The organism is Acinetobacter halotolerans, from assembly GCF_004208515.1.
In the GTDB taxonomy this organism is placed as follows: domain Bacteria; phylum Pseudomonadota; class Gammaproteobacteria; order Pseudomonadales; family Moraxellaceae; genus Acinetobacter; species Acinetobacter halotolerans.
In genome coordinates this window covers 83,368-97,947 of record NZ_SGIM01000008.1, presented here as the reverse complement: position 1 = coordinate 97,947, position 14,580 = coordinate 83,368, and the positions used below count along the sequence as shown (strand labels likewise).

Below are 14,580 nucleotides of genomic sequence, written 5' to 3'. Positions count from 1 at the left end.
AAAGGAAATAACTTAATAATGAATATTTTAGTTTTGGGTAGCGGTGGCCGTGAACATGCACTTGCATGGAAAATCGCACAAGATACAAAAGTAACTAAAGTTTTTGTTGCGCCGGGTAATGCAGGCACAGCAACAGAAGATAAATGTGAAAACGTTGAACTTGATATTTTAGACAATCCAGCTGTGATTGCTTTTGCAAAAGCAAATGATGTGGCATTGGTGATTGTTGGTCCAGAGGCACCATTGGTCAATGGTGTGGTCGATGCTGCTCGTGAAGCAGGTCTAAAAATTTGGGGACCAACACAATACGCAGCGCAGCTTGAAGGTTCAAAAGCATTTGCCAAGCATTTCTTAAAGCGTCATAACATTCCAACTGCTTTTTATGATGTATTCACCGAAGTGGATGCAGCTAAAGCCTATGTTGAAAAAAATGGTGCACCGATCGTTATTAAAGCGGATGGCTTAGCTGCGGGTAAAGGCGTGATCGTGGCAATGACCAATGAAGAAGCCTTCGCCGCAATTGATGACATGCTTGCAGGCAATAAGTTTGGTGATGCAGGTTCACGTGTTGTGGTTGAGCAGTTCCTTGCAGGTGAAGAAGCGTCTTTCATTTGTATGATTGATGGCAACAACATTTTGCCAATGGCGACTTCACAAGACCACAAACGTATCTTTGAAGCTGACCAAGGGCCAAATACGGGTGGTATGGGTGCTTACTCTCCTGCCCCAGTTGTGACTACTGAAGTCTTTGAACGTGTCATGAATGAAGTGATGCGCCCAACCGTTGATGGTATGGCTGCAGATGGCCACGTTTATACAGGTTTCTTATACGCAGGTTTAATGATTGATGAGCAAGGTCAACCTCGTGTCATCGAATTCAACTGCCGTTTTGGTGATCCTGAAACTCAACCGATCATGATGCGTTTAAAATCATCGCTGGTTGATCTCGTTGAAGCAGGTATTGAAGGTAACTTACCAAGCGAAGCAGAATGGGATGAGCGTAAGTCCATCGGTATCGTTCTTGCTGCTGAGGGTTATCCAGAAACTGTCCGTAAAGGCGATGTGATTTCGGGTATCGGTCAATCCCCTGAAGATACAAAAATCTTCCATGCAGGCACAGCCATGACGGATGATGGGCATATTGTAACTGCTGGTGGTCGTGTACTCTGTGTAACAGCACTGGGCGATACCGTACTTGAAGCACAAATCAATGCGCTAGAAGTCTGTGGTCAGGTTACATTTACAGGTATGCAATATCGTAGCGATATCGGTTACCGCGCTATTGCACGTGAAAAAGCTGAATAAACCATATCAAGCTTAAAGAACCTTCTTCGGAAGGTTTTTTATTGCTGAAATTACGCAAATATCATTTACTTATTCAATATGCATATATCACATTCAGAAAAATATATATTTATTATTCAATTGAATTATCTAAACAAATATTTAAAAAATCTATAAAACTTTCATCTATTTATATTTACTTCGTACACAATTTCCTTAAATAATCAGTTATTTATACCCTTCAGTATTGGCTATTCCACTATAACCTAAACTAAAATATTGCTATGATTGGGGAAATTTTTAGCTGTACTTTTTATGGACAGATTTTACTCTTTTCTATTATTTTCAAATGATTAGAGTATTAAACTGAGCTACACGAGTTACAGCTAAATCCAAATTTAATTTCAAGAGTAAGTGAATGATTCACTGTGCTATTTATCTATAGCAAACTGGAACATGAATGTTCACCTATTTTTCTCATGTTGTGGAATTTACTTTGGCGAGTATTTTAAGAATTATTCACATGATTATTTGAATGCAGTGCCGAAGAATAACTTAGCAATCTATTACTTTGATGCGGGAATGCAATGATTTCCGGACATTATTTTGATTAGGATTTATACATGAAAAAGCTGATTAGTCTTTTTTTAAGTGTTTCGGTGTTATTACTTGCTGCATGCAGTAAACAACCTGACACCACATCTAACGGTCAACAGGGTGATGCAGCGGCATTACAAACTGTTGTCATCGCCTCTACAGGTTCAGATGCTGATATTTGGCGTCATATTGCAAGCTTACCTGAAACAAAAGCCGCGGGCCTGAAACTCGAAATTAAAAACTTTACTGATTACGTTGCGATGAATACTGCCGTGGCGAATAAAGAAGTTGATCTCAATGCATTCCAATCTTACGCTTATCTTGTTGCATTCAATGCGGCAAATAAAGACAAGATTGCGCCTGTTTCAACGACGTATCTAGAACCAATGGGTATTTACTCAAGCAAAGTCAAGAAAGTAGAAGAGTTTGCTGAAGGTGCAACCATTGCTATTCCAAACGACGGTGCAAACGAATCTCGCGCATTATTACTTTTACAAAGCGCAGGCTTAATCAAGTTGAAAGCTGACTTTGATCCAGTAAAAGGCACGCCAGCAGACATTATTGAAAACACGAAGAAGATCGTGATTAAACCAATTCAAATGGCGACTGCAGTACGTGTAAAAGATGAAGTTGATGCAATTTTATTAGGCAATACGCTGGCGATGGAAGGTGGTTTGAACGTTCTTAAAGATGCAATCTTTTATGAACCTGTTGATCAAAGCACTAAGCTAAATGTGAATGTTTTAGCAACTGCTGAATCGCGTAAAGATGATGCCGTGCTACAAAAAGTTGGTGCGCTTTATCATACTGAAGCAGTGAAAAAATATGTACAAGAGCACTTTGATGGTACCAAGGTTGACGTAAACAAACCTACGAGCTATCTCACAGAAGCGAATTCGTAATATACTACGCTCCGGCGCTCCACAAAACAGGCAAATGATTTTGCCTGTTTTTCTTTTTAATTTAGTATTGACGATATGATCGAATTTAAAAATATTTCCAAACACTATCAGCTAAATGGCCAAACCATTAATGCACTGGATCAAATCAATTTAGAGATTCCAGAAGGCAGTATTTTTGGCATTATTGGTTATAGTGGTGCAGGTAAAAGTACATTAATTCGTATGATTAATTTGCTTGAGCGCCCTTCGCAAGGGCAAGTGATTATTCATCAAAAAGACTTTACTGCTATGGATGCGCGTACGCTTCGTCAAGAACGTGCAAATATCGGCATGATTTTTCAGCACTTCAATTTATTACAAAGCAAAACAGTGTCAGAAAATATCGAAATGCCGCTGAAATTGCTGGGCCATAGTAAATCTGAGCGAGAAAAACGTTTAGCAGAGCTGCTTGATTTCATTGACCTCAAACATAAAAAAGATGCCTACCCTGATGAACTTTCAGGCGGACAAAAACAACGTGTCGGGATTGCTCGAGCACTTGCCAATCATCCTAAAATTTTACTGTGCGATGAAGCAACCTCGGCTTTAGACCCTCAAACCACCAAGTCGGTTTTAGCATTACTGAAAAAAATTAACCAAGAACAAAATATTACCATTGTGATGGTGACCCATGAAATGGATGTGATCGAATCTATTTGTGATTATGTTGCAGTCATGGAAGCAGGTCACGTGATTGAAAATGGCTCAACCTTGGATATTTTTAGTCAACCACAACACCCAACGACTAAGACCTTTATCCAAACCGTCTTGCAGCAACAGTTGCCAATCAATATTCTGAATAGTCTTGAACATCAGCACCACAACAGTATCTATAACCTGCAATTCTTAGGTACATCAGCTCAAGAAACTGTGATTCAATCGGTGATTAAACAGTTTGATATTAGTTTAAATATTCTCTTTGCCAACATGACCGAAATCAATGGCACGGTGATTGGGCAAATGTTTATTCAACTGCTGGGAGAACCACACGTCATCCAAGAAGCGATCCAATTTCTAGAACAGCAAGGTGTCAAAGTTGAACAGTCAGGAGTAAGCCAATGAGAGATTTCATCGTACACTGGCTAACTGAAATCACTGCGCCTTTTTGGCAAAGTTCGTTGTCAATGGACCAATTTGTGACAGCCTTGCAAGAAACCTTGCAAATGGTATTCTTTTCACTGCTTTTTGGTTGTATTTGGGGCTTCATCCAAGGCATCACTTTGGTGGTGACTCGTACGGGTGGTATCTTACAAAATCGTGCAATTTATTATTTCCTCAACCCAATCGTCAACGCGTTACGCTCAATTCCTTTCATCATTTTACTGATCGCCGTTATTCCTTTTACTAAATTCCTCGTTGGAACATCAATCGGAACGTGGGCTGCTATTGTTCCTCTCACGATTTATGTTGGTCCGTATTTAGGGCGTTTGATTGAAACCTCATTACTTGAGGTAAACGAAGGAATCATTGAGTCAGCGCAAGCTATGGGCGCAACACCTTGGCAAATCGTATTTAAGTTCATTGTTCCTGAAGCACGCAGTTCGCTTACACTCAATTTAACAACCGGAACGATTAGTTTGATTGGTGCAACTGCGATGGCTGGAGCAGTAGGTGCAGGTGGAATTGGTGATCTCGCAATTTCATATGGCTATCAACGTTTTGATAGCAGTGTGGTCATATTGACCGTAATCGTTTTATTACTCTTGGTTCAATTCGTTCAAACCTTAGGTGATTGGTTAGCAAAATTACGCTAACCCCCTAAATTTTAAAGCTCTCAATTTGAGAGCTTTTTTTTATTTTGGTCGTTTTCTATGGAAAATAGATTTCATTCGCAGCCTTGAACGTATTGACATGTAAAGGAACGAGATCAGGTAAGGGTTGATATCCGCCAGCCAAAACAAAGAGCAATGGAATATTCATTTTCTTTGCCATCTCAAAAACTAAACGATCTCGTTCAAATAACAGCTCCGTACTAAACCATTTTGATCCATAACGATCATTTTGGTGACAATCCATACCCGCTTGATAAACAATTAAATCCGTCCCCCAACGTGAAGCATATTGAAATGCCTCTAGAAGCGCTTCTCGATACAGATCGAAGTTACCGTGTTTGGGGTGAATATAGCGCGTTAAACTACGCTCACTGGCCTTACAACCAAAACGAACACCAAAGATTCCAAAGTTAATCAAGTTGGTCATGCGATGCGTAAAAGCCGCAGTACCATCTCCACCATGTTGATCACAATCTAAAACAAAGATCCGTTTTTCAGGATATTGTTTTGCGACTAGAGCCAATCCATTGAAGGTACAATACGCAGCACCAGACTCATAACTTGCATGATGAAATCCTTGTGCAATATTAGCAGCGACACCCTCTTTAAAAGCAATTTCAGCACCAACCAATTGCCCTGCTTGCACCGACAAAACTGCATCGCGAAATTGTGCACTCCACGGTTTAAAACCCTGAATAGTTGCGAATGCTGATTCACCTGAAAGAAAAGCCTCAACGTATTGGGGATTATGTAATTTTTTAAGAATTTCGATATCAATTAAGCCTGGGTCAATCAACTCCACCATTTGGCAGGTATGTAAAACATCCGCAACGGCGGTGAGTTTTTCCATGCTATTAGTATGCGTGTGCGCATAATAGCGTGGAGAATAACAAGCTTTTAGCATGGATGTCCTACAGAGATTTGATCTTGTGCTATGTCCATCAACTGACTCAATTCGGTTATATCAGGTCTAAATAATCCATTGTCGACCTGTTGCTTAAAATGATAGCCAAATGCGCGAGCACGATTTTTTGGGGAGACTGCTAAAGTGGTTAATCTTAAAAACCAAAAACCATTGATGGCTGAAATAGGAATGACATATCCTTTATAGTGTTTATTCTGATGCTTTTCTAGTTGCTCAATTTCGTAATGTGCAGAAAAAAGACTTCCTGCAGGTAAACGGACACCATTCATCAATAGTGGAACAAGGCTAATACAGGAATGATTGTCTCCCATATTCATTTTTTCCATCATAATTGGTTGTTCGTTTTCATCCACAAAAATATTAATCTCGCCTTGTCTAAGCAACCGATGATGTGCGATTCGAAGAAAAAACTTTTCGGCCATCGGACACGAACCCACCTTTGGCTTTTCTAACAAAGCATTGCATTCAATCATGCCTTTTTTGACACTTTGAGGAAGAATAATATCGGCGAGTAACTGGCAGATCAGCACACTTTCTTCAAGCTCTGCATAATGGTGGATTGTTCTAAGCTTCGTTTGAAAATCGACTTCTTGTTGTAAATTTTGGGCAAAAGTTTCTTGCACATTGAGATGCTGTAAACAGTGTTGCACCCCAGCGTTCGTATCTAGGTTTCGCCATGTTGTTAATTCCAGACCATAAGATGAACTTTGGTTGAGAATGTTCTTGAGTCCTTTGGTGTCATAATCATCAAAGATACGTAAATCCTGAAAACCAAATGCATCTCGCGCTTGCGAAACAAACTCTGCAATCACACGTGTCGCTTGGGTATATCCACAACCCCGTCGCTCGGTTTGATGACTAAAATGCTCGTTGAGCATTTCTGTGAGTTTGGTAGATAGCGGATACAGATGTTGCTTAAATATAACGACCACTTCATGATCAACTAAATCTGACATAATTCCCTCTCTATCTTTTTGTAATTTGTTTCCGCTTTGATTTCAGTAAATTATATTTATTTACAAGGATTTATCATTTTAAAATACGACACCCTAATAGTTCTTCTCTCACCCCTGAGTTAGCATTCTACCAACAGTCGAGTTATCCCCTATCTTTTTCAGGATGTAAGCTATTCATTGTTCACAGCTAATAAAAACATTATAAACCATTAACTTATGAAAATTTTTCTTTCATCTTTATGGAAAATAGCTTTATTGTCAACGATAAAAAAATGCTTTGATTTAAGCTGTCAAAATCTGTCCTAAATAGTCATGTTTCATCGATAGTCAGCAGCAGGAGTTTTGCACTCTTAGCTATTTACACTTACACTAGGAATCCTCAAAAGCGGTTGTCAGCAACAGCATCATAACCGTACGACAACAAGATTTAGGAATCGGCTATGCATTATAAGATTCATGTCATTGACGTAAAAAATGCCTTAAAAAACTATATCTGGTTATTGGAAGATACTCGCTCAAATGAAGTTATTGCTGTTGATCCCACTGAAGCCAGTTTAGTCACTGATTTCTGCGAACAACATCAATTACAACTCAAACAAATTTGGCTCACTCATTGGCACCCTGACCATACGGGTGGTGTCCCAGACTTATTAGCAGACCAGAATCTTTCAGTATATGGACCGCGTGAAGAGTTGAGTAAAATTGCTTATATTTCAGATCCACTGCAACACAATGATCATTTTCATTTCAATGACTTAAAAATTGAAATCATTGCAACACCTGGGCATACCTTAGGTCATATCGTTTATTTTATTGAAGAGATTGATAGCTTATTCTGTGGTGATACGCTATTTGCAATGGGTTGTGGACGTTTGTTCGAGGGAACAGCCGAACAAATGTATCACTCCTTAAATCGTCTGGCTGCGTTGCCCATCCAAACCAAAGTCTATTGCACACATGAATACACGCTCGCAAATGCTGAATTTGCTTTAACGATTGAGCCAAACAATGTTGCACTGCAAGAGCGCCTAAAAAAAGTCAAAATCTTAAGAGAAGCGGAACAAATAACGTTACCCAGCAGTATTGAATTAGAGCTTCAAACCAACCCTTTTCTCCGCACTGAAAGTGCCGAGGATTTTGCTCGAATTCGCAGCCTAAAGGACCAGTTTTAACCAACTCACTCAAACAAAAAATGATTTCATTTCCTATATTCAACTAAGTGGGAAAATGAAATCATTTTTTACATTTACAATTAAATTATTTTTTAGCTTAAAAGGACTTACTCAAATACACAAATATATTTTTTACAATATAATACAGCAACATAAGAAAACTAGAGAAAAAATTTATCACTTTAAAATTACTCTATTTTTACATTATTTACATGCAGCAAAATAAATCTAAGCAATCCCCCTTTAAAAAAAATTAAGCAACCCTTATTAATGAATACAGGTTCACAAGGAGTTCGGCTATGAAAAACAGAGTTGTTAAAGCAAAAAATTTATTGGCTTTTCGTATTTGGTTGGAAAAGTTGGGGTATTCGGTTAAAAATCTGACAGATAACCGGGGGTTCACGTTTAGTTTTAAAAAAGAATATGGCTTGGTGACTTGTGATTTATCTGGAAATTCTTTAGCAATGCAGCTTGGTGAAGAGTTTGAAGATCATTTGAAAGCATAATGTTAGGTTTAAAAATTTAGGGTTTCAAATGGAGATGGAACCCTAAAGTATTCATATACAATCTCACCAATATATTTACCCCTATTTATTCCCTCATTTTCTCACTGTCTCACACAAAATTTCATTGGAACTCGACCGATTTCCAAGTATGATAATGCCCAAGTCGAGGGATGCTGCGACAATTGATCGGTACTAAAGATCAATTTGCTAGGCTCGGCGTAAGAAGCAATGCTTCCAAGACAACGGCATCCGCGAACAAAATGATCCATACTATTTTTTCTAGGAGATCCTGATGAACGCGGTGAATGCTTCATTTACAGATTATAAAGTTGCCGATATTTCCCTTGCTGACTACGGCCGTAAAGAAATCAAACTTGCTGAAGCTGAAATGCCAGCTTTGATTGGCTTACGTAAGCGTTATGCAGCGGCTAAACCGCTTGCAGGTGCAAAAATCTTGGGTTGTATTCATATGACAATCCAAACTGCCGTTTTAATTGAAACATTAATCGAATTAGGCGCTGAAGTGCGCTGGACTTCATGTAACATTTTCTCAACTCAAGATCACGCTGCTGCTGCGATTGCTGCACGTGGTATTCCTGTATTCGCTTGGAAAGGTGAAACTGAAGAAGAATATGTTTGGTGTTTAGAACAACAAATCAATGTCAATGGACAACCATGGGCAGCCAACATGATCTTGGACGATGGTGGTGACTTAACTGCACTTGTTCATGAAAAATATCCTGCACTTTTAGAGGGTATTCACGGGATTACTGAAGAAACAACCACAGGTGTTCAACGTCTTTTAGAAATGTGGAAAGATGGTTCACTTAAAGTTCCAGCGATCAACGTGAATGACTCGATCACTAAATCTAAAAACGATAACAAATATGGTTGCCGTCATTCATTAAATGATGCAATCAAACGTGGTACCGACATGTTACTTTCTGGTCGTCGTGCCCTTGTGATTGGCTACGGTGACGTAGGTAAAGGCTCAGCGCAATCTTTACGTCAAGAAGGCATGATCGTTCGCGTTACTGAAGTTGATCCAATCTGTGCGATGCAAGCATGCATGGATGGTTACGAAGTCGTTTCTCCATACAAAAATGGCGTACAAACAGGTAAAAAAGAAGACATTAACCACGATTTGCTCGCAAACACTGATCTCGTTGTGACCACAACAGGTAACTACCATGTTTGTGATTCTGCAATGCTCGATAGCTTAAAAGCAGGTGCAGTCGTTTGTAACATCGGTCACTTTGATACTGAAATTGATACAGCGTATTTACGTGGTTACAAGTGGGTTGAAGTGAAGCCACAAGTACACCAAGTATATCGTTCAGAAGATGAAAACAACTACTTGATCCTTCTTTCTGAAGGTCGTTTGGTTAACCTAGGCAATGCAACAGGTCATCCTTCACGCGTAATGGATGGTTCTTTCGCAAACCAAGTATTAGGTCAAATGCATTTATTTGCTGAGAAATTTGCAGATCTACCTGCTGATCAAAAGCAAGCAGCTATTCGTGTAGAAGTGCTTCCTAAGAAATTAGATGAGGAAGTTGCTGCGGCAATGGTTGTTGGTTTTGGTGGTGTGTTAACACAACTGACTCAAGTACAAGCGGATTATCTTGGTGTTCCAGTCGAAGGCCCTTTCAAAGCTGACGCTTATAAATACTAAGTTTTAATACCCTCTCCTAAGCCCTCTCCCTTAGGAAGAGGTGATATTCGTTACCCTAATGAGTATCAAAAAGTCCTCTCCGTTTAGGAGAGGATTTAGGAGAAGTGAAAAGAAATAAAAAAAAGGATTTGAAATGACCAAACGTATTCCTATTTCTTTTGAGTTTTTCCCACCTAAAACTGATGTTGGGGCAGAAAAACTACGTACTGTCCACCAAGAGTTACAACTATTGAATCCTGAATTTTTCTCGATTACATATGGTGCTGGTGGATCTACACGTGAACGTACTTTAGCAGCGATTAATGATTTCAATGGTAAAGGTACACCTGTCGCACCTCACCTATCATGTATTGGTGATGATAAAGCGCGTATTGCAGAGCTGTTAGATTTATATAAATCGCAAGGTATTGATCGTATTGTAGCACTACGGGGTGATTTACCTTCTGGTCAAGTTGGTCTTGGTGAGCTTCCATATGCGCAGGATTTGGTTCGCTTTATCCGTGAATACTCAGGTGATCACTTTCATATCGAAGTTGCTGCTTATCCTGAAATGCATCCGCAAGCCGAAAGCTTTGATGTCGATATTCAACGTTTTATTGAAAAAGTACACGCTGGTGCAAATGCAGGGATTACGCAGTTCTTCTTTAATCCTGATGCCTATTTTTACTTCATGGAACGTTTGGATAAAGCAGGTGTAAATATCCCTGTTGCTCCAGGTATTATGCCGATTACTAACGCAAGCAACTTAATTCGCTTTGCTGATGGTACAGGCGCAGAAATTCCGCGTTGGATTCGTAAGCAACTTGCTGCTTATGGAGATGACAGCAAAAGTATCAAAGCATTTGGTCATGAAGTTATTGTGAAACTCTGCGAACGTTTAATCGCTGGTGGTGCACCATCACTTCACTTCTATTCAATGAATCAAACAGAGCCAACTCAACAACTGGTTGTTGATCTTGGTTTAAACTAATTTGTACGAGCCTGATCCAAGCATGAATCGTTTTTATATCGAAGCCGAACTAAATACTGGCAATACCATTGAATTAACGGAATCGGTATTTCATCACTGGGTACGGGTGCTTCGTGCAAAAGAGCAAGAACAAGCCATCTTTTTCAATGGAAAAGGTGGTGAATACGTTGTAACACTGACTGAAATAAACAAGAAAAATGCGTTTGTATCAATTGATCAATTTGATCCAGTCGATCGTACGCCGCCTTTTCAAATTGTTTTAGGCCAAGTCATGAGCAAAGGCGATCGCATGGATTATGCAATTCAAAAAGCGACTGAACTAGGTGTTACAACGATTCAACTTTTGACCAGCGAACGCTGCGAAATGCGACTCAAATATGATCGCGATCAAAAGAAACTAGATCACTGGCAATCTGTCGCCATCGCCGCATGTGAACAATGTGGTATGAACCGAGTTCCTGAGGTGTTAGCTCCTATCGCATTAATCGATTGGATCAAGTCAGCGCAACTTCCCCCTTCACGTTTTGTACTCGCACCAAATAAAGATCAAGAAAATGTGTTATTGGATAGTTCGCCTGATTTAGCATTATTAATTGGTCCTGAAGGTGGTCTCAGTGAAACTGAAATCGAAACTGCAAATCAAAACCATTTTAAAAACTGGTGCATTGGAGATCGTGTTTTAAGAACAGAAACTGCTCCCGTTGTGGCTTTGTCTATCTTGAACTATCACTTTTCAATCAAATGATACATGTGGATTGCTTTCCATTGGGTTTAGCGTTAATTTAAATGAACTCTACTCTGCCTACAAAAAATAAAGGCTGTAGGCATTGAATAAATGAAAAGGATTATTCGTTGTATGTCTGGGGTTCAGAAGCAAGATTCACCGCCATCTATTTATACGGATTTATTTAATTGTTCTAGTCATATCCGTTCATTTGTTCTCAGCGTACTTTGTATTTGTCTTTTAGATTATGCGTTGTTTAGTCTTTTCTACTCTTTCAGCCCCAACATTTTCACTACATGGATTTGTATTACGCTGATTGTTTTACTTGTTTTCTTTTTTCTATGTAGATTCTCTTTAGACCAATATTCATCTCCCCTTTTCTTAAAAAAAACCAATTATTTATTTCAAATGGTGTGCTTTTTTACTGGCTTATTGCTTGGTGTTAACTCCATCATTATTAATTATTACCTCATCGATGATGTACCCAGTCTGACAAGCTCGCATATTTTAATCTTAACCGCCTTGCTCCTCACTACATCTCATATTATTGCCCTTACATTTTTAACCCAGCATATTCGATATTTTTTTCTATTTTTCCTTCCCAGCATTATTCCACTGATTATTTCTCAAATTCTATATGGCGATCGTCATCATACGCTGTTCTACTTGGCTTATTACTCGACTTTCTTTGCAACATTACTATGCGCGCAAGCAACCTATAAAATTCATAAACGTCTTTCAGGTGTACTTGAAAAAAACAAACAATTGATGGACGTTTCAGAACGACATAATCAATGGACTGAAGAACTTTGCCAACAACTACAGCGTGAAATTAATAAATCTAAAGATATTGAAGCACAATTACAGTTTAACAATCACTTACTGGAACAAAAAGTTCGTGATCGTACTTTTGACCTCACCCAAATGAATGAAAGCTTAGAAGAACATCGACAAAATTTAGCTTTTGCACATGAAACAGCGGGTATTCATCCTTGGGAATGGAATCTAGAAAATCAGACCATAGGTATAACCAACACACATAGTCAGCCTGTGAAACGCAACTCTGATAATCACTATGCACTGTTGCACAAAATCGCTCATCCAGATGATATTGAACGTGTAAAAAATACTTTATACAGCCATTTATATGGGCAGATAGCGCGTTATGAAGAATCCTTTCGTATTAAGCGTCCAAATGGAGAATGGTCATGGATACATGATGTTGGGCAAGTGATTCAAAGAGATCCTGTGAGCCGCAAACCTTTACGTATGGTTGGTGTTTATCGAGACATCAATCAAGAACGCAAAGATCAAGAACGCTTGAAACTGTCTGCTAGTGTTTTTGAACAAGCATCTGAAGGTATTTTTATTTTAGATGAGCAATTTAACTATCTGGAAGTTAATCCCAAATACGAACAGATGACAGGATTAGATAAGCAATTAATTTTAAATAAACACCTGTTTGACATTACTAAGCAAAATAAACCTCACCATCTAAATTTTCAACTTTCTATACTCGATACTTTAAGAGAAGAATATGAGTATGAAGGAGAATTTCAGGAAACGTATCATTCTGGAAAATCATGTTTCCTATGGATCCATATCAATGCCGTCAAAAATGAACAAGACCAAGTCATCAATTATATCGGCATTGTTTCGGATCAAACAGAACGTAAACACCAAGAGCAGCGTTTATCTTATTTAACCAACTACGATACACTCACCGACTTACCTAATCGTTTTTATTATCAACAACAGCTCCATCAGTATTTAATCAGTGAAGCATCGATTCAACATCTTGCTGTGATTCGCCTAAACATAGATCGTTTCCGCACCTTGAATGAATTGATTAGCAATCAAGCAGGAAATGAACTCTTAAAACAAGTTGCTCAACGCTTACGTATTAGCAATATCGATGCTCTTCTAGTTGCACATTTGAGTGCAGATGATTTTGCCATTATTTATGAAATGTCACCTTTACATCCGCCAATTCATCAATTATGCAATAATATCGTTGAAAACTTTTGCCAGCCATTCTATATCTCTGATCAAGAGTATTTGGTGAGCATTTCAGTCGGCGTGGCAATGTTCCCAGAACATGGGCGTCAAGTTGATAATTTAAATACCCATGCTGAACAAGCCCTCAATGAAGCAAAACGCTTAGGGGGGAATACCATTCGATATTATTCAAATGAAAGAGCCAACCTAACTGCCAAATACTCTGATTTAGAGCTCGACCTAAGGAAAGCCATTCAAAATAATGAACTGATTGTTTATTACCAACCAAAAATTATCGCTCAAAACAATCAGATCGATGGTTTCGAAGCCCTTATTCGTTGGGAACATCCCACTAAAGGGCTGATCATGCCTGATATTTTCATTCCTTTAGCAGAAAGTACCAGTCTTATTTCAGATATAGGTCAATTTGTACTGCATGAAGCTGCTAAGCAATTACATGTATGGCAGCAACTTGGTTTCGGTCATATTCATATTGCGGTCAATATCGTGGCACAACAAATCTTACGTGGGCAACTACTTCATGATATTGATACCATCTTAGATCAGTATTCAATTTCAGGAAAAAACCTTGAGTTAGAAATCACCGAATCCGCTTTTTTAGAAAATACAGAAAGTGTAAAAGTCGTTTTACAAGCGCTCAAACAACGTGATATTTCAATTGCACTTGATGATTTTGGAACTGGCTACTCGTCCCTCGCTTATTTAACCGAATACCCAATAGATACACTGAAAATAGACCGGGCTTTTATTTCAAAAATCGGCGATGCCAAACAAGATGCGATAGTTAATGCCATGATTGCGATGGGTAAAACGATTGGCCTAAAAGTTGTGGCCGAAGGTGTTGAGACAGAACAGCAAAGCGAATACTTAAAACGTCAAAACTGTGACATATTGCAGGGTTACTTATTTTCTAGACCATTAACAGCAATACATGCGACGGAATATTTACAACAGCACACCTAACTGTCAACCGCAAAAACTTCCATTTAAGGGTGGGTTTTGAGCATTTTAGCAGTTTATTTTGCGCTAGTTATAAATT

The 14,580-nt window shown here is 38.8% G+C and carries 12 protein-coding genes; 10 read left to right on the top strand and 2 right to left on the bottom strand.

Annotated elements, in window-relative coordinates; genetic code table 11:
* The first annotated feature begins 18 nt into the window (after positions 1-18).
* From purD to EXE30_RS10685, 4 genes are all read left to right on the top strand, one after another.
* Positions 19-1,305 carry a phosphoribosylamine--glycine ligase gene (gene purD / locus EXE30_RS10700; protein WP_130162369.1) on the top strand — a complete coding sequence of 429 codons (1,287 nt, stop codon included), beginning with the start codon at positions 19-21 and terminating at the stop codon, positions 1,303-1,305.
* A gap of 602 nt (positions 1,306-1,907) precedes the next feature.
* Positions 1,908-2,783 carry a MetQ/NlpA family ABC transporter substrate-binding protein gene (locus tag EXE30_RS10695; protein WP_130162368.1) on the top strand — a complete coding sequence of 292 codons (876 nt, stop codon included), beginning with the start codon at positions 1,908-1,910 and terminating at the stop codon, positions 2,781-2,783.
* A 75-nt stretch (positions 2,784-2,858) separates the two neighbouring features.
* Entirely contained in the window at positions 2,859-3,884 is a 1,026-nt protein-coding gene (locus tag EXE30_RS10690; protein ID WP_130162367.1) for a methionine ABC transporter ATP-binding protein, read from the top strand.
* Positions 3,881-4,576 carry a methionine ABC transporter permease gene (locus EXE30_RS10685; RefSeq protein WP_130162366.1) on the top strand — a complete coding sequence of 232 codons (696 nt, stop codon included), beginning with the start codon at positions 3,881-3,883 and terminating at the stop codon, positions 4,574-4,576. The genes EXE30_RS10690 and EXE30_RS10685 overlap by 4 nt, the downstream gene beginning before the upstream one ends.
* A gap of 55 nt (positions 4,577-4,631) precedes the next feature.
* Here the strand turns inward: EXE30_RS10685 and EXE30_RS10680 are convergent, their stop codons facing one another.
* Together EXE30_RS10680 and EXE30_RS10675 are read right to left on the bottom strand one after the other, a co-directional pair.
* On the bottom strand, positions 4,632-5,498 hold the full coding sequence (locus EXE30_RS10680; RefSeq protein WP_130162365.1) for an arginase family protein: 867 nt from the start codon (positions 5,496-5,498) through the stop codon (positions 4,632-4,634).
* A complete protein-coding gene (locus tag EXE30_RS10675) occupies positions 5,492-6,475 on the bottom strand; it encodes a hypothetical protein (protein WP_130162364.1) in 984 nt (327 codons plus the stop codon). Before EXE30_RS10675 ends, EXE30_RS10680 begins: the two co-directional genes overlap by 7 nt.
* A 440-nt stretch (positions 6,476-6,915) precedes the next feature.
* Between EXE30_RS10675 and gloB the strand changes: the two genes are divergently transcribed.
* From gloB to EXE30_RS10645, 6 genes are all read left to right on the top strand, one after another.
* Positions 6,916-7,647 carry a hydroxyacylglutathione hydrolase gene (gene gloB, locus EXE30_RS10670; RefSeq protein WP_130162363.1) on the top strand — a complete coding sequence of 244 codons (732 nt, stop codon included), beginning with the start codon at positions 6,916-6,918 and terminating at the stop codon, positions 7,645-7,647.
* Positions 7,648-7,946: 299 nt separating this feature from the next.
* Positions 7,947-8,153 carry a hypothetical protein gene (locus tag EXE30_RS10665; RefSeq protein WP_004670577.1) on the top strand — a complete coding sequence of 69 codons (207 nt, stop codon included), beginning with the start codon at positions 7,947-7,949 and terminating at the stop codon, positions 8,151-8,153.
* A 292-nt stretch (positions 8,154-8,445) separates the two neighbouring features.
* Positions 8,446-9,828 (top strand): adenosylhomocysteinase, encoded by a 1,383-nt coding sequence (gene ahcY, locus EXE30_RS10660; RefSeq protein WP_130162362.1) that lies wholly within the window; start codon positions 8,446-8,448, stop codon positions 9,826-9,828.
* A 133-nt stretch (positions 9,829-9,961) separates the two neighbouring features.
* Positions 9,962-10,798, top strand: coding sequence for a methylenetetrahydrofolate reductase [NAD(P)H] (gene metF, locus EXE30_RS10655; protein ID WP_130162361.1), 837 nt, complete (start codon positions 9,962-9,964; stop codon positions 10,796-10,798).
* A gap of 22 nt (positions 10,799-10,820) precedes the next feature.
* Positions 10,821-11,543, top strand: coding sequence for a 16S rRNA (uracil(1498)-N(3))-methyltransferase (locus EXE30_RS10650; protein WP_130162360.1), 723 nt, complete (start codon positions 10,821-10,823; stop codon positions 11,541-11,543).
* A 111-nt stretch (positions 11,544-11,654) separates the two neighbouring features.
* Positions 11,655-14,504 (top strand): putative bifunctional diguanylate cyclase/phosphodiesterase, encoded by a 2,850-nt coding sequence (locus EXE30_RS10645; RefSeq protein WP_130162429.1) that lies wholly within the window; start codon positions 11,655-11,657, stop codon positions 14,502-14,504.
* Positions 14,505-14,580: the final 76 nt, after the last annotated feature.

What these genes read in the sequence shown, in the direction of transcription:
- metF (WP_130162361.1), top strand. Translation starts at nt 9,962, where the DNA reads ATGACCAAACGTATTCCTATTTCTTTTGAGTTTTTCCCACCTAAAACT.
- purD (WP_130162369.1), top strand. Translation starts at nt 19, where the DNA reads ATGAATATTTTAGTTTTGGGTAGCGGTGGCCGTGAACATGCACTTGCA.
- EXE30_RS10685 (WP_130162366.1), top strand. Translation starts at nt 3,881, where the DNA reads ATGAGAGATTTCATCGTACACTGGCTAACTGAAATCACTGCGCCTTTT.
- EXE30_RS10665 (WP_004670577.1), top strand. Translation starts at nt 7,947, where the DNA reads ATGAAAAACAGAGTTGTTAAAGCAAAAAATTTATTGGCTTTTCGTATT.
- EXE30_RS10695 (WP_130162368.1), top strand. Translation starts at nt 1,908, where the DNA reads ATGAAAAAGCTGATTAGTCTTTTTTTAAGTGTTTCGGTGTTATTACTT.
- EXE30_RS10680 (WP_130162365.1), bottom strand. Translation starts at nt 5,498, where the DNA reads ATGCTAAAAGCTTGTTATTCTCCACGCTATTATGCGCACACGCATACT.
- EXE30_RS10690 (WP_130162367.1), top strand. Translation starts at nt 2,859, where the DNA reads ATGATCGAATTTAAAAATATTTCCAAACACTATCAGCTAAATGGCCAA.
- ahcY (WP_130162362.1), top strand. Translation starts at nt 8,446, where the DNA reads ATGAACGCGGTGAATGCTTCATTTACAGATTATAAAGTTGCCGATATT.
- EXE30_RS10675 (WP_130162364.1), bottom strand. Translation starts at nt 6,475, where the DNA reads ATGTCAGATTTAGTTGATCATGAAGTGGTCGTTATATTTAAGCAACAT.
- EXE30_RS10645 (WP_130162429.1), top strand. Translation starts at nt 11,655, where the DNA reads ATGTCTGGGGTTCAGAAGCAAGATTCACCGCCATCTATTTATACGGAT.
- gloB (WP_130162363.1), top strand. Translation starts at nt 6,916, where the DNA reads ATGCATTATAAGATTCATGTCATTGACGTAAAAAATGCCTTAAAAAAC.
- EXE30_RS10650 (WP_130162360.1), top strand. Translation starts at nt 10,821, where the DNA reads ATGAATCGTTTTTATATCGAAGCCGAACTAAATACTGGCAATACCATT.